At 68.7% G+C, this 19041-nt stretch carries 22 protein-coding genes; 10 read left to right on the top strand and 12 right to left on the bottom strand.

The genetic code is table 11. The annotated features are described in order from the left end of the window. Positions 1–52: 52 nt before the first annotated feature. The 7 genes from V1460_RS33765 to V1460_RS33735 form a co-directional block, all read right to left on the bottom strand. Positions 53–856 (bottom strand): aminoglycoside phosphotransferase, encoded by an 804-nt coding sequence (locus V1460_RS33765; protein ID WP_338678321.1) that lies wholly within the window; start codon positions 854–856, stop codon positions 53–55. Positions 857–977: 121 nt separating this feature from the next. Continuing rightward, entirely contained in the window at positions 978–1190 is a 213-nt protein-coding gene (locus tag V1460_RS33760; protein WP_338677387.1) for a hypothetical protein, read from the bottom strand. Then, positions 1187–2347 carry a radical SAM protein gene (locus V1460_RS33755; RefSeq protein ID WP_338677386.1) on the bottom strand — a complete coding sequence of 387 codons (1161 nt, stop codon included), beginning with the start codon at positions 2345–2347 and terminating at the stop codon, positions 1187–1189. The genes V1460_RS33760 and V1460_RS33755 overlap by 4 nt, the downstream gene beginning before the upstream one ends. Positions 2348–2450: 103 nt before the next feature. Next, complete coding sequence (locus tag V1460_RS33750; RefSeq protein WP_338677385.1) at positions 2451–2591, bottom strand: hypothetical protein; 141 nt, start codon at positions 2589–2591, stop codon at positions 2451–2453. Next, positions 2579–2815 (bottom strand): hypothetical protein, encoded by a 237-nt coding sequence (locus V1460_RS33745; RefSeq protein WP_338677384.1) that lies wholly within the window; start codon positions 2813–2815, stop codon positions 2579–2581. Before V1460_RS33745 ends, V1460_RS33750 begins: the two co-directional genes overlap by 13 nt. Beyond that, entirely contained in the window at positions 2812–3225 is a 414-nt protein-coding gene (locus tag V1460_RS33740; protein ID WP_338677383.1) for a hypothetical protein, read from the bottom strand. Before V1460_RS33740 ends, V1460_RS33745 begins: the two co-directional genes overlap by 4 nt. Then, complete coding sequence (locus V1460_RS33735; protein WP_338677381.1) at positions 3225–3641, bottom strand: hypothetical protein; 417 nt, start codon at positions 3639–3641, stop codon at positions 3225–3227. The genes V1460_RS33740 and V1460_RS33735 overlap by 1 nt, the downstream gene beginning before the upstream one ends. Positions 3642–3760: 119 nt before the next feature. Between V1460_RS33735 and V1460_RS33730 the strand changes: the two genes are divergently transcribed. From V1460_RS33730 to V1460_RS33715, 4 genes are read left to right on the top strand one after another with little or no spacing between them, the layout of a single operon-like run. Next, positions 3761–4804, top strand: coding sequence for a hypothetical protein (locus V1460_RS33730; protein ID WP_338677380.1), 1044 nt, complete (start codon positions 3761–3763; stop codon positions 4802–4804). Further along, a complete protein-coding gene (locus V1460_RS33725; protein WP_338677379.1) occupies positions 4801–5490 on the top strand; it encodes a YdcF family protein in 690 nt (229 codons plus the stop codon). The genes V1460_RS33730 and V1460_RS33725 overlap by 4 nt, the downstream gene beginning before the upstream one ends. Before the next feature lie 28 nt (positions 5491–5518). Next, entirely contained in the window at positions 5519–6244 is a 726-nt protein-coding gene (locus V1460_RS33720; protein ID WP_407077650.1) for a WbqC family protein, read from the top strand. Further along, a complete protein-coding gene (locus tag V1460_RS33715; RefSeq protein WP_338677377.1) occupies positions 6241–6795 on the top strand; it encodes a flavoprotein in 555 nt (184 codons plus the stop codon). The genes V1460_RS33720 and V1460_RS33715 overlap by 4 nt, the downstream gene beginning before the upstream one ends. Here the strand turns inward: V1460_RS33715 and V1460_RS33710 are convergent, their stop codons facing one another. From V1460_RS33710 to V1460_RS33695, 4 genes are all read right to left on the bottom strand, one after another. Continuing rightward, positions 6796–8472 (bottom strand): mobilization protein, encoded by a 1677-nt coding sequence (locus tag V1460_RS33710; protein ID WP_338677376.1) that lies wholly within the window; start codon positions 8470–8472, stop codon positions 6796–6798. A gap of 4 nt (positions 8473–8476) precedes the next feature. Beyond that, positions 8477–8878, bottom strand: a complete 402-nt coding sequence (locus V1460_RS33705; protein ID WP_338677375.1) for a plasmid mobilization protein — start codon at positions 8876–8878, stop codon at positions 8477–8479. 388 nt (positions 8879–9266) lie between these two features. Continuing rightward, a complete protein-coding gene (locus V1460_RS33700; protein ID WP_407077649.1) occupies positions 9267–10436 on the bottom strand; it encodes a DUF3631 domain-containing protein in 1170 nt (389 codons plus the stop codon). 664 nt (positions 10437–11100) lie between these two features. Next, complete coding sequence (locus V1460_RS33695; RefSeq protein WP_338677374.1) at positions 11101–11334, bottom strand: helix-turn-helix domain-containing protein; 234 nt, start codon at positions 11332–11334, stop codon at positions 11101–11103. 668 nt (positions 11335–12002) lie between these two features. Between V1460_RS33695 and V1460_RS33690 the strand changes: the two genes are divergently transcribed. Beyond that, entirely contained in the window at positions 12003–13340 is a 1338-nt protein-coding gene (locus V1460_RS33690; RefSeq protein ID WP_338678319.1) for a tyrosine-type recombinase/integrase, read from the top strand. A 66-nt stretch (positions 13341–13406) separates the two neighbouring features. Here the strand turns inward: V1460_RS33690 and V1460_RS33685 are convergent, their stop codons facing one another. Continuing rightward, positions 13407–13985, bottom strand: coding sequence for a hypothetical protein (locus V1460_RS33685; RefSeq protein ID WP_338677373.1), 579 nt, complete (start codon positions 13983–13985; stop codon positions 13407–13409). Positions 13986–14112: 127 nt separating this feature from the next. Between V1460_RS33685 and hemL the strand changes: the two genes are divergently transcribed. The 5 genes from hemL (at position 14113) to V1460_RS33660 (ending at position 19039) form a co-directional block, all read left to right on the top strand. Then, complete coding sequence (gene hemL, locus V1460_RS33680; RefSeq protein WP_338677372.1) at positions 14113–15429, top strand: glutamate-1-semialdehyde 2,1-aminomutase; 1317 nt, start codon at positions 14113–14115, stop codon at positions 15427–15429. Continuing rightward, complete coding sequence (locus V1460_RS33675) at positions 15426–16118, top strand: histidine phosphatase family protein (RefSeq protein WP_338677371.1); 693 nt, start codon at positions 15426–15428, stop codon at positions 16116–16118. Before hemL ends, V1460_RS33675 begins: the two co-directional genes overlap by 4 nt. A 170-nt stretch (positions 16119–16288) precedes the next feature. Continuing rightward, entirely contained in the window at positions 16289–17560 is a 1272-nt protein-coding gene (locus tag V1460_RS33670; protein WP_338677370.1) for a hypothetical protein, read from the top strand. A 131-nt stretch (positions 17561–17691) separates the two neighbouring features. After that, complete coding sequence (locus V1460_RS33665; protein ID WP_338677369.1) at positions 17692–18300, top strand: TlpA disulfide reductase family protein; 609 nt, start codon at positions 17692–17694, stop codon at positions 18298–18300. 1 nt (position 18301) lies between these two features. Next, on the top strand, positions 18302–19039 hold the full coding sequence (locus tag V1460_RS33660) for a cytochrome c biogenesis protein CcdA (RefSeq protein WP_338677368.1): 738 nt from the start codon (positions 18302–18304) through the stop codon (positions 19037–19039). Positions 19040–19041 lie beyond the last annotated feature (2 nt).

Here is a 19041-nt window from a genome sequence, read left to right as displayed (position 1 = left end):
GAGAGCCGGGCAAGTCCGTCCGAACGCGTCCCCCCTTCCCAGTACGTGGCGTCTATAGGGCCCAGTCCCGGACGCGCGCGAACTCCGCCGCTCGCTTCGCCATCCCCAACTTCCATGGTGTCCGCTCCACTTCAGCAATCTCCCGCCACAGTGCCGCCGTGGCCAAGCTGAAGGCCGCGAGTGCCTCGGCCTTTGCGTCCCGCCAGGACGAGAACCGACTTGCGAAGGCGAGGGCCTCCTCCACCGAATGCCCGGCGTCCATGAGCTGGAGGATAAGTGCGCCGGGGTCGATCCAGGCCGCCCCTCGCGTCGGCCAGGCCCAGTCGATGAGTCGTGCGCGGGCACCGGTGATCAGGACGTTGTCCGGGGCGAAGTCGGTGTGCAGGAGAGTGTTGCCCTCGAAGTAGTGCAGCGTACCTGGCGGTGCGTAGTCCGCCCACCGGTCGACGGCGTCCTTGATCCCAATGCCGGCGGGCGCTGCAAGGCCCTGCAGTTCGACAAGCGCGGTTTCCACGAGCGGCAGGTCGGGTGAGCCTGGCGTGTAGTCGGCGTGGCGGCCGTCGATCACCTCGTAGCCGAGCAAGCTCCAGCCGCCGAACTCCAGGTGCCAGTACAGGCGTGGACAGGATGCCGGCAGGTACGGAGCGACGGCTGCCTCGCGGCGTTGGGCAGCGACCTGGGGATGGTCGGCCGGGATGCCCTTCACGAAGACCCGGCCGCCGTTCGTCGCCAGGACGGAGGCGATGCCGGAGTTCATGCCGCCTTGCACGGTCACCGCTTGGTGAACGGCGCCGCTCTTGTCGGCGACGGCTCGGCGGACGTCGGCGGGTAGCTGTTCGAAGGGGATGCGGGACATGGACACGCGCGGTTCCTCAAGGGTGCTCGGGTACGGGGAATGCCGCCCCGGCCAGGGTAAGGCCGGGGCGGCACTGAGGGGGTGGAACGAGCGGGCGGCACGGGCGCCGCCCGTGATGGATCTAGTACGGCTGGTCATCCCCAGCCGAGCAGCTGCACTCGGCGCCCTCGGCAGCCTCGTCCAGGTCGGCGATGATCTGGAACTCGTCGTCCTTGATCGACGCGGCGATCAGCGGCACCGGCAGGGCGCTGGTCGGGTTGTCCGCCGGACGTCGGCCGATGGTGAGCATGACCGGTTCGCGAGGCGGGGTCAGGAGTGCGGTGGGCGGAGTCATGATCCGTAACCTCCATGTTGGCAGTAGAGCTCTCGTCGGTCCCCCGCCTCCTGGTAGAGCCTGGCCAGCGGTCGGCACGTGCGGCACGTGCCGACCTTCGTGCAGCCGGAGCATCCACCGGTGCGGAGCTGTAGGGACTCGGCGACCGCGCCGAGTCGGGGGAGGGCTTCGACGCCCTCAGTGATGAGGTTCACGCTTGGGTCGCGACCGACCTTGCAGATCGACGCGATGCCGTGCGGGTTGACGTGGAAGAACGTGTGGCCGGCGTTGCAGCCGGTGAAGACGCTACGGGCTTTGAGATGGTCCAGTGCCTGCGTCGCCAGGGGGTTCGCCTCGCCATCGATCGTGGGCGACATGTTCGTGAAGACCTGGTGCGGGAAGCCGTACGACTTCGCGAGGCACACCATCGCGTCTGTCTCGTGCGCGTTGCCGTCCGAGACGATCACGTTCAGGCGGACCGGCAACCTGTCCTCGCGGGCGGCGTCCAGGCCCATCAGGAACCGGCCGAACGCCCCGCGGTTCCGCGTCACCTTGTCGTACGTCTCGGCGGTGGCTCCGTAGACGCTCAGGGTCAGTCGGTACGGCCGGTGGCGGGCGAACAGGTCCCGGATCGGCTGCTTCCGCAGCGAGGAACCGTTGGACGAGACCTGGACCATCATCCCGAGCTGGTGGGCGTACTCGTACGCCGCGCCGAACTCGCGGTCGATCAGCGCCTCACCGCCGGTGATCTGCAACCACAAGACACCGGCGTCCCTCAGCGTCTGCAGCAGCGCCTGCTTACCGGCCCAGTCCAGGCCCTCGAACCGCTTCTCCCCGAGGTAGCAGAACTCGCAGTCGTAGTCACAGCCGAGGTTGATCTCCCATGACGCCTTGCCGTACCCGTACCGGGACCGCTCGCGGACGAGGACGACATCACCGACCGGCGACGCGGGCAACTCGGTCCCCCACGCTTCCCGCGCCGCGTCGGCCAGCCAGTCCGGGACGGATCGGCCTTCCGCGCCCGCGGCCCACAGCTCCTCGTAGCGGACCTCCGGGATGCGCACGCCGGCCGCCCGGCCGGGCTGGACTAGGAGGTACTGGGCGAGAAACGGGCTGGCCACGAGCTGCGGAGCTGCTTTCCGCCTCGGCCTCTTGGCGCTGGTGTTCGTCTCGATCATGGGACCTCCACGAGGTGGGTGCGAGGGGTTGGTCGGGCCTGGTGGTGGGCGGCGATCAGGTTGGCTGCCCGCTCGGCCGGTGGATCCCTTCTCCAAGCGCGGGTCAGGGCGTGATCCGTGCGGTCAAGGCGGCCACGCCGATCACGAAGCCGCACGAGGCGGACACGAGCACGATCAGCAGTGGTCCGGCGTAGCGGGCGGCCCGGGTGACCTGGGCGGTGACACGGTGGTTCACGGCTTCCACCAGGCCCTCCATGGCCGGGTGATGATCTCCCGGTACGTATGGTGTGAGGGATTGCGGCCACCATGCGTGAACACCCAGCTCTGCGGTTCGGCGAAGTCGGTGCCCGGCGGTGAGGTCTCGCCGCAGACCGCGCACTGCATCGCGTACGTGGTGGGCTCGGCGTCGGGTTCCCGGTCGGGCTGGAGTGTCCACTTCTTGTGGCAGATAATCGCGCGGCTGGTCATCGAACCGTCTCCAGAGCCGTGGCGACGTACGGGTGCTGGAGTGCGGTACGGAGGGCGTGCGCGTTGGTGAGGGTCTCGTCGTCGGGCAGTTCGCACCAGCCGCCGAACCAGTCGTCGATCAACGGCAGGCTGGGCGCGACGAGCCACGAGTTGGTGGTGAGATGCCGGACCGGCAGGTCGCCCCAACTCCCTGCGGTGCCGGTGTCGATGGCGTAGTAGAGGCGTTCGTTGGGCCCGTCGTAGAGCACCGGGCCGATTGCCGTGCCAGTGGCCCGCAGGTGGGCCAGGGCCAGGAAACCGACCGCTGCGGGGGTGCGTACGAGGTCCCAGCCTTCGCCGACTCGGAGGAGGCGGAGTCCGGGCACGTCGTTGACCAAGGGTGCGCTGCGCAGCGCTTCACGGACGGACATCACGTATCCCCTTGGTGCTGGAGGCCGGAGCTCACGCCGAACAGAGGCGCACGTTCCGTCGGCGGCCTGATGGGGCGAACCACGATCAGACGGGTGTCTGTTGCTGTTATCTGCCGCTGCCGCTCGGATACGACGCGCCTTGGGCCGAGGTGGCTGAGGGAAGGGACCACGGCGCCATACGTGTCGGGCAATTCGAGTGCGTCCAGGAGGCCGACGAAGGCGGGCGAGCGGACGGCAACCGTCGCCTCGCGGTCGGTGAACACACCGCTCAAGGTCAGCTCGTGCTGCCGGCAGTACTCGGTGAGGCAGCCGATGAGCGCCGCGTGGCGGGCCGGGCCGCCGGTGACATGGCGCAGGTAGCCGAAGACCTGGGGGCAGGCGACGGAGCGTCGTTCGGTGATGAGGTCGTCGTCCATGCCCACAGCGTCGGCCGTCGTGAACGGCCTCGAAATGACCTGCTGTTGTACTTCCGTTGCACTTCCCGCCCCACGTCGTCACCGAGAGTGCTTCCATACATGACGGAGGGAGGTCATCCGTGGTCAGTGTGCAGCAATGGACAGGCCGGGAGGCGAGCGCCCTGCGCGCCGCGCTGCGTATGAGCACGCGCGCATTCGCAGAGCACCTCGGTGTCGCACTGCGCACGGTCGCCAAGTGGGAGAGCCTCGGTACAGCAACCCATCCCCGCCCGGATACCCAGGCCATCCTCGACACGGCACTGGCCCGCGCGGACTCCGCTGCTCAGGCCAGGTTCGAGGCGCTGATCTTCCCCGACAGGAAGAGCGTGCGGCCGGCGGACTACGAGACCTGGACCGAGGACATCGAGCGGGCTGTGGTCTGTGTCAGCCGCCAGAACTTTCCCTTCGCCACCTCACTGTTGAACCGCTGGCTGACCCGGCACGACCCCCATCACCTGGATGACAAGGGCCTTTACTTCTACGGCCGTTCCCTCGTGCTGCTCGGCGATCTCCAACGTGACCAGGGCGCGATCCTCGGCCCGCTCTCCGCCCGGCACTCCTACATGACCGCCCGCGGCATGTTCACCGAACTCGATATCCCGCGTCGAGTGGCTCAGATCGAGCTCTCCCTCGCCGTCGTTCAGGAAATGTCCGGCCAGCTGGAAGCCTCTGCCCGGCAGTACGAACTCCTTGCAGCGGACGAGCGCTTGAGCCCTCGCGACCGTGCCAGGGCCCGGCTCTGGGTCGGTACGGCACTGAGCAAGGAGGGCAACAACGGGTACGCCACCGGCGTCATGGTGGAGGCCACTCGCTCCTTCGAGGACCTGGGTGAGCCGGAGGACTGGTCTGTTGCCCACCAAAAGCTGGCCCTGGCCCACCGAGGCGTCGGCGACCTGAAGCAGGCCCTGCACTACATCGACATCGCGCGCACCACCGGCACGGTCGACTCCCCGATGCAGCGGGTGCGGTTGGACACCGCATACGGGCACATCCTTCTGTCGGATGCGGCGACCCGGAATGATGGGCTGTCCGTCCTCGATCAGGCGGCACAGGTGGCCCGCCAGTACGGGTTGAGCCACCAGCTGCACAGTATCGAGGGCATCCGAAAGGGCCAGCAGGGATGAGCCAGGGAGTGCCAGTGCCGGAGCACGAGCAACGCCAGATCACCGACGAGCAGTTCCACGACGCGACGCTGATCTGGAACTACCACCAGATGGGCCACGAGCAGCGTCCCTGCTCGGCGGCGATCGGCCTGGGCAGCCACGACCTTGGGGTGGCCACCACGGCCGCAGACCTCTACCGCGCCGGCCTCTTCCCGGTCGTGGTGTTCAGCGGGGGCAACAGCCCCACCACCCGGGCCCGCTTCCCACGCGGTGAGGCCGTCCATTACCGCGAGCACGCCCTGAGCCTCGGGGTGCCGGACGAGGCGATCCTGGTCGAGCCCAAGGCGGCCAACACTGGCCAGAACGTCACCTTCTCCCGCGAGATGCTGGCCGAGGCCGGCATCGCGGTCGAGTCGCTGCTGCTCATCTCCAAGCCGTACATGGAACGCCGCTCGTATGCGACCTCCCGCAAGCTGTGGCCCGAGGCTGAGGTCGTGTGCGCTTCCGAGCCGCTGGAGTTGGACGACTACATCAAGTCCATCGGCGACGAGAAGCTGGTCGTCGACATGCTCGTCGGCGACCTGCAACGGGTGATCGAGTACCCGAAGCTCGGCTTCGCCGTCGAGCAGGACGTACCGGGGGATGTGTATGACGCTTACGAGCGCCTTCTGCGCGACGGATTCGACAGCCGCCTCATCGGCACCTGACCTGTCCCACGCTGGTTCGCCGGGCGGGGTGTGCGCGATCCACCAACCGAACCTGTTCCCGCGGCTGTCCACTCTGGCGAAGCTGTACGCCGCCGGCCGGTGGATCGTCCTCGACGACGTCCAGTTCGCCCGGCGCGACTATCAGCACCGGGCTCGGCTCGCAGCCCTGGACAGCCCCGCCAGGCAGCAGTGGCTCACGCTCCCCACGCACCTGCCCGATGGGCGCACGACACTGATCAGCCGGGCGCGGCTCGCCGACCCCAGCCGCTCCCGTCGCACCGTCAGCCTGCTGATTCGCCAGTACTACGGCCGCAGCCGCCACTGGCCAGCGGTGCGTGGGGTCCTGGACGCGGTTCTCGATCAGTTCGAGACCACCGACCGCGTCTCCGGCATCGCCAGGGCGTCGACGATCACGCTGCTCACCGCACTTGGCTGGAGCGGCGAAGTACTGGACAGCAGCACGATCCCGACTCGGGAAGGCCGATCAGAACGGCTCGCAGACCTGGCCGTGGCCACGAGCAGTACCCACTATCTCTGCGGCACGGGTGGCTGGCGCTACCTCGACCCGGCTCCGTTCGATGCCCACGGCATCCCGGTGCTGGCTTTCCACACTCCTGTGGAGACGGAAGACCCACTCTGGCGGTGGTCCCGAGGGATCAGCAGTCTGTGGGCGCTGAGCCAGATCGGACCGGAAGTCCTGGCCGCCATGCTGGCGGCCCAACGAGACCAACTGCTTCTGGGGGGCTTCACGTGACCGAACCGCAGGCGCCGGGCAAAAAGCCGTTCCTGTACGTCGTCGTCTGCGCGGCCGGTGTCGTCGGCGACGTCGGCAAGCTGATCACGGCTGCTCAAGAGGCGAACTGGGACGTGGGCGTGGTGGCCACCCCGCAGGGTCTGGGTTTCATCGACACGGAGGCGGTCGAGGCCCAGACCGGCTACCCGATCCGATCGGCCTGGCGCTCACCCGACGATCCTCGCCCGCTGCCACCCGCCGACGCCATCGCGGTGGCCCCGGCCACCTTCAATACCGTCAATAAGTGGGCGGCAGGGATATCCGACACTCTGGCCCTGGGCATCCTGTGCGAGGCGTACGGCATGGGCCTCCCCACTGCCGTCCTGCCGTACGTGAACTCAGCCCAGGCCGCCCATCCCGCGTACCGGCAGAGTCTGGAGCGGTTGCGCGAGATGGGCGTCCTGATCGGTTCGTACGAGCCGCACCGGCCGAAGGCCGGCGGCGGGGCAGACCGCTACTGCTGGGAGGAAGCGCTGGAGCTGCTCACTCCCAAGGCGTCCGCGCGGCCGTGATCAGCGCCGCCGTGCCGAATGGGGCTGTGAGGGAGGAGCCGCTGCCGCAGGCTGGACGGGCGTAGTCCGGGCTGCCTCGGCTCGTGGACTGGGCGGATGGCGTTCGCCGAGGCGGCGGATGCGCCAGGTCAGTGCGCGGGCGGGGCTGTGGGCGTCATCCAGGGTGCGCTGTCCGAGCGCCTGGTCGAGGACGGTGGCTGCGTTGTGTCCTGCTGCTTCGGCCTCGGCGAGCACGGTGGCGAGTGCGTCCCAGGCGGAGTCGGCCAGGATGCGCTCGGAGTGTTCCGGTACCGCCTGCTGGAGGTGGTGGGCGAAGCGGAGTTTGGTCTGCGGGCTGGGCGCCCGGCTGGCGAGGCCGACCAGGACCGGCTCGGCGACCTGCGCGTACGCCACCTGCAAGTGGAGGAGGGCCTGCTCGGCTGCCGCCTCCTGCTGTGCGTGCTGACGGATGCGGTGCCAGTGAATCGCGAACGCCACCGCGGTGAGTGCGGCATCCAGAAGCATCGCGAATCCGGCCCCGTCCCTGTCCTGGGGGCGGTCGCGCCAGATCGCCTGGACGCTGCGGCGCAGGACGCGTGTGCTGTCGAGGTCGGCGGCGATGCGGGAGCGGGTGGCGCGCTCGAAGGCGGCCGCGGCCTGTTCGAGTTCGGCCTTGAGCACCGCCGGTCCGGTGGCCGGCAGGAGGTCCAGTGCGGCGCCGAGCGCGACCAGCTGTCCGTGAGCCGTGGGGTCGTCGCTGTGGGTGAGGTGGTAGGGGATGCGTTCGGTGGCGGCGGTGGCCTGGTGCCACAGGTTGCCCGGGCGGACGGTGACAGGTTCGGGGCTGGTGGTAACGAGGCGTTGGCGGATGTTGGGGAGGGAGAGGTCGGGGGCGAGCGTGGAGCCGGAGTAGAAGACCGGCTCGCCCTTGTCATTGGTGTCGCCGGGCAGAGCGAAGTTGCAGCCGAGGGCGTCGCCGGACGGGCCGAGCTTGAGGCGCACGGCAACGCCGGTGGCGTCCAGCAGGGCGAAGAACTCGGCCTCGTCGGCCGCGGCGGCGACGGCGCGGCGGACCCGCAGGCGCAGGATCTCGCGGGTGGCCGCTTCCTGGCCCAGGCGTTTGGCCTTGAAGTGCTCCTTGCTGGTGGGGCGTTTGGCGGCGGTGCCGTCGCCCGGCTTCAGTCGCCTCAGTCCGTAGTCGACCTCGATCTGGCGGGCTTCGCGCTGGACGGCCCGCTGGTCAAAGTCGCGCTGGGGGCGGCGACCGTCCTGGCGTACGAGGGTGGCGGCGATGTGGATGTGGTCGTCGGCATGGCGGACGGCCACCCAGCGGCAGGCTTCCTCGTCGCCTTCGGGGGCGATGCCGGCGGCGGCCACGATCCGGCGGGCGATATCCCCCCACTGGGTGTCGGTGAGGATCGGGTCTTCGGGGGCGGCACGGACGGGGCAGTGCCACACGGTGTGCTTGGGTGCTTTGTCGCCGAGCATCTTCACGGGCTGGTCGAGTTGTGCGGCGAGCTGGGCCTCCACGTCCTTGGGGTCGCGGTGGGGGCTGCGGCCAGGGTCGGGGGCGAAGTCGTTCCAGGAGGCCACCAGGTGCGGGTCGATGTGTTCGCTGGCCCGGCCTTTGCCGAAGAGGTAGCCGATCGTGCGGCGTGTGGCGTGGGGCCCCTTGCCGAGGATGATCTTCGGTATCAATGGCTCACCGCCCCTCGGTGATCTGGGCGACGGCGGTGTCCACCTCGGCGATGGATGCCTCGACGCGCTCCAGGAGCCGTTGGACGGTGTCGGGGTGGGGCCAGGAGCCGTCCCTGTTGAGGTGCCATGTGAGCTGGTTGAGGTTGTTGCCGATACCGCCGAGCTGCCGGTTGGCGGCCAACAGCGCCTTGACCATGGCGCGGTAGTCGGCGACGGCTGCGGTGGGGTCGTCGGCACGGGCGGCGGCGAGCGCGCACTCGGCGACGTAGCCGCCGGGCTGCATGCGGCTCAGGGCGGCGGCGTTCTGGACGAGGGCGAATTCGTCGTCGTTGTAGCGGGGGTGGACGCGGTGCTCGCGCAGCTGCTTGTCACGCAGACGGCGACGCTGCGCCGGCTGCCGCGGCACGCTCGACGACGGCTCGCTGCCCCCAGTCCCGGTCGGCTCCCCCGGGCCGGTCGACTCCGGTGCCCCTGCGCCGGATGCCTCCGCCTCCTCTGGGGCGGGGGTCGGGTAAGGACTCCTTACCCGACAACTTGCTGCGCGTGTGACGGGGGTGGTGGCCATCTGTTCCTGGGGCATGGGGTGTTCGTGGTGCTGTTCGTGCATCGGAGTGCTCCGGTGGTGAGGGGGCGGAACGTGTGTCACGTGCGTCGCATCCGTCCCATGCCTGGTCAGGGCAGGTACGGACACTCGGGCAGGTACGGAGAAGTCCGTCCCGGTGAGGACATCCGTCCCCGCGCTGACCTGCGCGGGGACGGATGCGACGCAGTGATACGGACCCAGGGGAAGCGGGTCAGCGGGCGCGTTTGGGGCCGGTGGGGCCGCCGGGCAGGCAGATGGGCAGCTGGCCCGCCGGGGCGGTGGGCGGCTTGCCCTGGGCTGGCAGGTGCGCGGGTGTGGCGTCGTGCGCGGGGGCGGGCGCCGTGTCGGTGAGGTCGGGGCAGTGTCGGGCCCAGCTGTCGAGGAACCGGTTACGGGCGTACCCCTTGGCCTGCCTGCCCTTGTCGAACCGGTAGTTGGCCGGGCGGATGTCGAAGTCCCGGAGCATTCTGCCCAGGTGGTAGGCGTTGAGCCCGTTGGTGCCGTGCTCTGCCCAGGGTGCGTCGGGGTCTTGGAGCAGGGTGGTGACCAGATCCAGGGAGGACAGGGCTTCGGGGTTGCCGTGTGCCTCGAAGATGCGGTGTATGTCGCGCAGCAGCCGCGTCTTCAGGTTGGTCTGCTCGTCCTTGACGGCCTCGTACCGGGTCATCGCCACGCAGGCCGCACGGGCGCTCGCGGGCCAGTGGTCGCCGGCCAGGTCGGCGATGATGACCAGCGGTTCCCAGGTGTCCGCCGCCCGGTCCTCCACCGGCATGGTCGGCGCCATGCGGCCGGCCGTGCCGCGCAGCGGGCCCAGCCAGGCGGCCAGCTTGTCCCGGAGCGCGTTCAGCTGTGGTGTGGCGTAGCGCGAGCGGAACGGGGTCACCTTCTCGCCCGGCTTGCGCTTTTGCATGCGGAGCACGACCGCCCGGTCCGTGATTGTGTCGGGCAGGTCGCCGATCGAGGCCAGCGCGGCCATGGCGAAGGTCGGGTACGGGGTCGGCTTGTGCTCCGGACCGGAGATGCGCCAGGCGGGCCGGTTGCGCTGGTGTCCGGCGTTCAACAGACCGCGCAGTTCTTCGTTGTCGCCGGCCTTGCTGAAGATGGTGTCGGCTTCGTCCACCAGGATCGTGCGCGGGTTCTTGCCGATGACGCGGAAGAGTACCGCCGTGGACATGTTCACCGTCATGATCGGCTGGTGGACGGTCTCGTGGAGCACGTCCAGCACGCGGGACTTGCCGCAGCCCTTCGTCGGGCCGACGACTGCCAGACGAGGCGCGTGCTGCAGAGCGGTCTGGATGTGCGTGGCAGCCACCCACAGGGTGACCGCGGTCAGCGCCTCGTCACTGGGCAGCACGACGTACTTGCCGATGGCCGCCCGCAACTCATCCAGTAGTTCCGCACCTTCACCGGAACCCCGTTTCACGGGGTCTGACGGTCCCCGAGAAGGCCGGGGACCGGCCTCGTGATCCGGTCGCGCGTCGATGGGACCCGTCCCCTCCGGCTGGACGGTCCCCGCAGCGGGACCATCGGTCCCCAGAGACTGGCGGGGACCGTGCTCACGGTCCCCTGGTGCAACTGCCGTCTCTTGGGGATCGGTCCCCGATTTCATGCCGCTGGCCTGCGGGTTTGTGTCGGATGCTGATACGGGGACCGGGACGTGCGGGGACCGAGCAGCGGGCACTTCGCGGGGACGGTCCCCAAAAGCGGCATCTGTAGGCGGCTGGGGACGGTCCCCGTGTGCTTCCACATGCGCCGAGTGCTCGACGGTCCCCGACGCGGGGGACCGTGTGTCCTGCTGATCCTGGCGGCGCCAGGGGACGCCCTCGCCGGGGACCGCGGGAGTGGGCCAGCCGGTGGGCGAGGTGTTCGTGGTGCTGGGGGACGTAGAGTCCTCCATAGGCGTTCCTCTCCGGTGAGGGGCAGGACGGGCAAGGTCCCGCCCCTCACCAGCTCGTTCGTTCAGGGATGGGCAATCGGCAGGGGAGTCTTCGGCCCTCGGCGTTGGCGCGCCGGGGGCCGCTTCGTTGTCCGCGTCAGGGGCGGGGTCAGGCTGTGAGGTCGTACGACGTCTGGGCGTCCAGCCATGCGTCCACCTCCCGCCAGCGGTAGCGCAGGTGACGGCCGACCTTGTGGACGCTGGGGCCGATGCCCCGGTACTTCCACTGGTAGAGGGTCTTCACCGGTACCCCGAGGTACGCGGCTACGTCGGCGGGAGTGGCGAGCTGGTCACGCTCGGCGCCGACAGGGCGCGGGGAGTGGTTCGGCAATGAGGTCTCCATATCGGAATCAGGGTTTTGGATGGCAGGCGTGGGCAACACATCCACACCGCCTGGGAAGCGTCCAGAGTGAATTCTGGAACTCCCGGACACTTCCCTCGGTGTCGCCGGGGAAGACCAAAACAGTAAGGGCGGATCCCCGGTTGCCGAAATCGCTCCCATGGAAACTGAAATTTTCTGCGGCGAAGTGAACGGCTGAGGTGCTGGAATCCGGTACCTCAGCAGCTCAGAGGCGGCGCCCAGTGCTGAGAAGTGGCGCGGCTTGCCCAGTGGACATTATATCCGATAGTCGCTCAAATCGCCCAATTCTTTGACGCGGAGGGAAGGTAGCACAACCTCCCCGCCAAAACGGCTCGTGATGTGCCGGAATTTGACGAGACGAACACCACTTCGCCTCCGGGCGACTTTTGGAGAGTTTAAGAACTAACTCTTGCCACGACGGTCGCCTGCAAGTTACAGCTATTTGTCATGCCCAACCGACCTGTCGAAATAGGCCCCGCTGGCCTCCACGCCGCCCGCGCCATCGAGCACCCACGCCTCGTGCCAGCCGGCCCCAGCACCAGTTCGCCGCTCCTCCCACAGCCCTGCTGCTCCCGTGGCTGACGCACACCGCCGCGACCCACGCCGCCCCCAGTCCCCAAACCCCATCCAGGAGGCCCTTCTTGGCTGACGTGTACGACCGCTGGCACAAGTCCCACCCCAAGCCCGCCGAGGCCGAGTGCGGCGAACACAAGAGCCGTACACGGCAGATGGTCGCCACCGCCGACCACGGTGTCGGCAAGCGCTGGCAAGTCCGCTACCGCGACCTTGACGGCCGGCAGCGCAAGGAGAATTTCCACACGAAGGCCGAGGCGGACAATCGCGCCGCCGAGGTCGACGTCGAGATCCGGCGCGGCTCCTACGTCGTCCCCGCCGAGACGAAGCAGACGCTCGGTGCCTACGCGCAGAAGTGGCTCGATGCGAACTCCGTCGGCCCGACGACCGCGCTCCGCTACGAGGCGACCGTCCGCAACCACATCGTCGAGCACCTCGGCCGACGCGAGCTGCGGTCCCTCAACCAGCCCTCGATCATTCAGGGTTGGATTCGCACGCTGCAGGACGCCGAACTGGAAGTGTCGACGATCGAGGGCATCTTCGACATCCTCTCCAGCATCCTCGGCATGGCCGTGGAGGACGGGCTGCTGCCGAAGAACCCCTGCAAGGCGAAGTCGGTCAAGCTGCCGACCGCGACCAAGAAGAGGATCATCCCTTGGCCGCTGGAGCGCGTACTCGCCGTGATAGCCGGACTCCCGAAGCGCTTCCAGGCTGGCGGCAAGCTCGCCTTCGGCTGCGGCCTTCGCCAGGGCGAGGTGTTCGGCTTCGCCGTCGAGGACATCGACTTCAAGGGCGGCTGGATACACGTCAACCGTCAGGTACGGCTCGTCGGTACGAAGCCCGTCTTCGCCCTGCCCAAGGGCAACAAGATCCGGTCAGTGCCCCTGTCGGCCCAGCTCGCCGCAGCCATCAAGGCTCACATGAAGGAGTTCCCGCCGACCGCCGTCACCCTGCCCTGGGCCAAACCGGACGGCGAGCCGAAGACCTTGCGCCTCCTCTTCGTCGACGCGAAGGAGCGGGCGTACAACCGGAGCGTCTTCAACATGGGCGACTGGAAGCGCGCCCTGGCCGCCGCCGGCGTGATCCCTCCCCGCGAGCGCGGCGCGCGCTACCTCCAAGCGGCCCCGGAAGACGGCATGCACGCTCTACGTCACGCCTACGCCTCCGTGCTCCTGGATGCAGGGGAGAGCATCAAGGCGCTCTCCGAGTACCTCGGCCACTCGGACCCGGGCTTCACGCTGCGGACGTACACGCACCTGCTGCCGTCCAGTGAGACCCGCACCCGCAAGGCGATCGACGACGCCTTCACGGAAACGGAAGCCGAGGCGGAAGACGACGGCGACCCGCCCGCCGACCAGGGCACATCAGCACCCCCAGCAAAACCAATGTGCCCTCAATGTGCCCTGGCCGCCTGACGGCCCCCTCCGGCACCAACAGGGGCGAGGCCCGAAGACCCCGCCCGATCCGCAAGAAACCCCAGCTCACGGCCATACAAGGCAATAAGGCTGATGCCCCGCCTCATGCAGCCGGTGGCTGAAGTCCTGCCACTCGTGCAGCAGCTGGTACACGTTGAAAGCGTCCCGCGGCCCCCCGCGGTCCGGGACCGTCGACCAGATGAAGGCGGCGGCGCCGACCGTCTCCTCGCCGATGTCGCGCAGCGGGTCGACGACCGTCATGGGGAGCTTGACCACCGCGTAGTCCGGGTGCAGGACCACCAGCTCCAGCGGCGGCACCTTGTTGAGGGGCATCCCCTGGATGCCCGTGAGGACCATCGCGGCTATCGTCTCGGGCTTGATCTTGCTGAACATCCCGCCCATGCCGAGCTCGTCCCCGCCGAGCTCTTCCGGGCGCATCGAAATGGGCACACGGGCGGCCGTGGCGCCGTCGGGGGCGCCGAAGTATCTGTATGTGACCCCCATGCCTCGGCCACTCCTGCTCTGTACGGGCTCGCGCGTGCTCTCCACGGGCTCGGGGGACCCGTGCCGCCGGTGCCTCCCCCGCCGGGCAGGCTCGGGACCCAGGTCGTCGGTACCCTCGCCCGGTCCGCCACCGCGATGCATATCTCCACCCGACTGCTTTTTATGACGCACAGCGCAGGCCGCGCAACCCGATCATCGTGACAGTGACCTCCCCCGCGGAGGGGTGGTGAAACACCTGTCCGCAAGAACGCCTGGGGCCTCTGACACCATGGATTCCGTGAGCTTTCCCTATGACGCCCCAGTTTCGCAGACGCTTTTCGACCGCGCGTCCCTCGTGACGCCCGGCGGCGTGAACTCTCCGGTCCGCGCCTTCCGTGCCGTGGGCGGTACGCCCCGGTTCATGGTGTCCGGTGCCGGCCCGTACCTGACCGACGCGGATGGCCGCGAATATGTCGATCTTGTCTGCTCGTGGGGTCCGATGATCCTCGGACATGCCCACCCGGAGGTCGTTGCCGCAGTTCAGGCGGCTGTTGCCCGTGGTACCTCGTTCGGTACGCCGGGGGAGGGCGAGGTCACGCTCGCCGAGGAGATCGTGGCCCGGGTCGCACCGGTCGAGCAGGTGAGGCTCGTCTCGTCCGGCACGGAGGCCACCATGTCGGCGATCCGGCTCGCCCGCGGCTTCACCGGGCGCGCCAAGGTGGTCAAGTTCGCCGGCTGCTATCACGGCCATGTGGACGCGCTGCTGGCCGCGGCGGGCTCCGGGGTCGCCACCTTCGCGCTGCCCGACACCCCCGGTGTCACCGGCGCACAGGCCGGGGACACCATCGTGCTGCCGTACAACGATCTGGAATCGGTTCGTGCCGCCTTCGCCGCGCACCCCGGTGAGATCGCCTGTGTGATCACCGAGGCATCCCCGGGCAACATGGGCGTGGTCCCGCCCCTGCCCGGTTTCAACCGGGGGCTGAAGGACCTCTGCGCCGAGAGCGGCGCCCTGTACATCTCCGACGAGGTCATGACCGGTTTCCGTACCTCGAAGGCCGGCTGGTACGGCGTCGACGGGGTGGTGCCGGACCTGATGACCTTCGGCAAGGTCATGGGCGGCGGCTTCCCGGCAGCGGCGTTCGGCGGCCGGGCCGATGTGATGGGCCACCTCGCCCCCGCCGGGCCGGTCTACCAGGCGGGCACCCTCTCGGGGAACCCGATCGCCACCGCGGCGGGCCTCGCCCAGTTGCGGCTTCTCGACGACGCGGCGTACGAGAAGGTCGACACGGCCTCCCGGCGGATCCAGGCACTCGTCACCGAGGCGCTCGCCGAGGAAGGCGTGGCGCACCGGCTGCAGACCGCGAGCAACATGTTCTCGGTCTTCTTCACCGCGCACGAGGTGCGCGACTACGACGATGCCCGGAAGCAGGAGGCGTTCCGCTTCAACGCCTTCTTCCACTCGATGCTGTCGCAGGGCGTCTACCTCCCGCCGTCCGCCTTCGAATCCTGGTTCGTGTCGACCGCCCATGACGACGCGGCGATCGAGCGGATCGCGGCGGCGCTCCCGGCCGCCGCCCGCGCCGCCGCGGAGGCCACCGCATGAGCAGCATGGACATCCATACGGAAACGACCGTGGTTCATCTCATGCGCCACGGAGAAGTGCACAATCCGGATGGCGTGCTCTACGGCCGCAGGCCCGGCTACCACCTCTCCGAGCTGGGCCGGCAGATGGCCGACCGGGTCGCCGGGCACCTGGCGGACCGGGACATCACCCATGTGGTCGCCTCACCGCTGGAACGGGCGCAGGAGACCGCGACGCCGATCGCCAAGTCGCACGGTCTGATCCTGGACACCGACGAGCGGCTGATCGAGGCCGGGAACGTCTTCGAGGGCAAGACCTTCGGCGTCGGTGACGGCGCGCTGCGCAAGCCGGGCAACTGGAAGCACCTCACCAACCCGTTCCGGCCTTCCTGGGGCGAGCCCTATCGTGAGCAGGTTGACCGGATGATGGCGGCCCTGGAGGCGGCCCGCGACGCGGCCCGTGGCCACGAGGCGGTACTCGTCAGCCACCAGTTGCCGATCTGGACGCTGCGCAGCCATGTGGAGCACCGCCGCCTCTGGCACGACCCGCGCCGCAGGCAGTGCACGCTCGCCTCGCTCACCAGCTTCACCTTCCAGGGCGACCGGATCGTCTCCGTGGGCTACTCCGAGCCCGCCCGCGATCTCGTACCGGCCCATCTGCTGGCCGGGGCCAAGCCCGTGAAGGGCAAGTCGAAGGCCTTCGGGGCGTAGCGGCGGGGGTCACCTGACGCATTGCGGTGCGGGTCCCGGGAACCCTCGTCGGCGGCACGCCATCTAACACATCGGCCTGTATGCGGGCCTTGTGTGGACTGAAGGCAGTCCGGGCGTGGCCTGTACGTGGCCGGTATGGCGAAACCGCCAGGCGACAGGGACGGGACAGCATGCGCGAGATCAGCCGAAGGGGCCTGCTCGGGGCGGGACTCGGTGCTGCGGCGGCGATGGGCATCGCCGGGTGCGGCCTGGGATCCGGTACCGGGGACGCGAACGACGGGAAGGGCGGGGCCGGACGGTCCGGGGGAGCGGGGGGTGACGGCACGTCATCCGGCTCTCCAGGCAAGTCCGCCCCGCCCTTCCGTTCCATAGGTGACGGTTCGACCGCCGACACCGGGAAGCAGCCCAACCAACCGGACAAGCCCGTGCCGCTCCAGCCGGGTCAGGCTCCGCCGCAGTTCGTGGTGTTCTCCTGGGACGGCGCGGGCGAGGTCGGCAACGGCCTCTTCCCGCGGTTCCTGGAACTCGCCAGGAACCACGACGCGGCGATGACCTTCTTCCTCTCCGGTATCTATCTGCTGCCCGAGGCGAAGAAGAAGAGCTACCGGCCGCCGGGCAACCCGGTCGGCGCGTCCGACATCGGATATCTCAGCGACGATCACATAAAGGACACCCTGAAGTACGTCCGCCAGGCCTGGCAGGACGGCCACGAGATAGGCACGCACTTCAACGGGCATTTCTGCGGCGGTTCCGGCTCGGTCGGGAACTGGACCTCCGCGCAGTGGCGGAGTGAGATCGACCAGGCCGTGTCCTTCGTCACCGAGTGGAAGACGAACAGCGGCTGGACGGACATCGACCCGTTGCCCTTCGACTACCGCAGGGAACTCGTCGGCGCCCGCACCCCCTGCCTGCTCGGGCAGGACAATCTGCTGCCGACTGCGAAGGAGCTCGGCTGGCGGTATGACGCCAGCTCGCCGGGCGGTCGGCAGCAGTGGCCGCGGCAGCGGGGCGGGCTGTGGGACCTGCCGCTCCAGGCGGTGCCCTTTCCCGGGCACTCCTTCGAGGTGCTGTCGATGGACTACAACATCCTCGCCAACCAGTCGCACAACTCCACCAAGGGGAATCCGGAGCGCTATCCCGGCTGGCGCAAGCAGGCCACCCAGGCGTATCTCAACGGATTCGACCGCGCCTATGAGTCGAATCGCGCACCGCTCTTCATCGGCAATCATTTCGAGCAGTGGAACGGCGGCATCTACATGGACGCCGTCGAGGAAGCCCTGAAGGCGATGGCGGGGAAGAAGGACGTACGTCTGGTGTCGTTCCGGCAGTTCTGCGACTGGCTGGACGTCCAGGACCCGAAGGTCCTCGCCAGGCTTCGGAGTCTGGAAGTCGGTCAAGCCCCGGCAGGGGGCTGGAAGACCTTCCTGAAAGCGGCCCCCTGAACGTCAGTGATCGCCCGTGATCGCTCTCCGAGGGGCGGACATCGGCGTGCTTAGGCGTCCTTGACAAGGGGCGTTGCGGGCATGGAGGGGGGTGCGGTAGATCCCCTGAACGCCCATGCGAAACTTTTCACATGAGCCTTGTCCGCGCCCATCGACGCATCCTTCTCGCCACCGGAGCAGGCGCTCTCGTCGCCGTGCTCACGCTGTCGGCGTGCAGTGGCGACCTCAATGGCAAGTCCGGTGGCGGCAACGACACCAACTTCGTGACCGGCACCGGCGGGATCTCCACCGTCGCCAAGGGCAAGCGGACGGCGGCGCCCGAGCTGACCGGCAAGGACCTTGAGGGAAAGCCGCTGTCCCTGGCCGACTACAAGGGCAAGATCACCGTGATCAACGTCTGGGGCTCCTGGTGTGCGCCCTGCCGGGGTGAGGCGGAGTATCTGGAGAAGGTCGCCACGGACACCAAGAGCAAGGGTGTCGAGTTCGTCGGTATCAACACCCGGGACGACGAGGTCGGCGCGGCGCTCGAATTCGAGGACGATTACGGGGTCGGCTACCCGAGCTTCCACGACCCCATCGGCAAGCTGATCCTGGAATTCCCCAAGGGCAGCCTCAACCCGCAGGCCATTCCGACCACGCTCGTGCTGGACCGGGAAGGAAAGATCGCCGCCCGTGCCCTGCGCGCCGTGGACGACGAGATGCTCCGCTCCATGATCGACCCGCTGATCGCGGAGAAGTAGCGTGAACGAGACGGTCTACAGCGGTGCGCTGCTGCTCGCGCTGCCCATCGCCGTGCTGGGAGGCCTTGTCTCCTTCTTCTCCCCGTGCGTGCTGCCGCTGGTCCCCGGTTACCTCTCGTATGTGACCGGGATCACCGGCGCGGATCTGGCGGAGGCCAGGAGGGGCCGGATGGCCGCCGGGGCGCTGCTCTTCGTGCTCGGCTTCACGGCGGTCTTCGTGTCGGGCGGGGCGCTGTTCGGCTACTTCGGCGACACCCTCCAGGAGCACCGCGAGACACTCAGCATCGTCCTCGGTGTGCTGATGATCCTCATGGGGATCTTCTTCATGGGCTTGATGCCCTTCCTCACCCAGCGCGAGTTCCGGTTCCACAAGCGGCCCACGGCGGGCCTGGCCGGTGCGCCACTGCTGGGCGTGCTGTTCGGCGTCGGCTGGACCCCGTGCATCGGGCCCACACTCAGCTCCGTCAACATCCTGGCCCTGGAGCAGGGCACAGCGGCCCGCGGCGCCCTGCTCATGGTCGCGTTCTGCCTCGGGCTCGGGTTGCCGTTCGTCCTCGCCGCCGTCGCCTTCCGCAAGGCGCTCGGTGCGTTCGGATGGGTGAAGCGGCACTATGCGTGGGTGATGCGGATCGGCGGCGGCATGATGGTCGTCACCGGTCTGCTGCTGCTCACGGGTGCGTGGGACGCCCTCGTACAGGAAATGCAGGGCTGGTCCGACGGCTTCCAGGTGGGGATCTGATC

Origin of the sequence: Streptomyces sp. SCSIO 30461 (genome assembly GCF_037023745.1) — a bacterium.
In the GTDB taxonomy this organism is placed as follows: domain Bacteria; phylum Actinomycetota; class Actinomycetes; order Streptomycetales; family Streptomycetaceae; genus Streptomyces.
The sequence above is the reverse complement of the archived record's forward strand: the minus strand, read 5'-3'. Positions and strand labels throughout refer to the sequence as shown.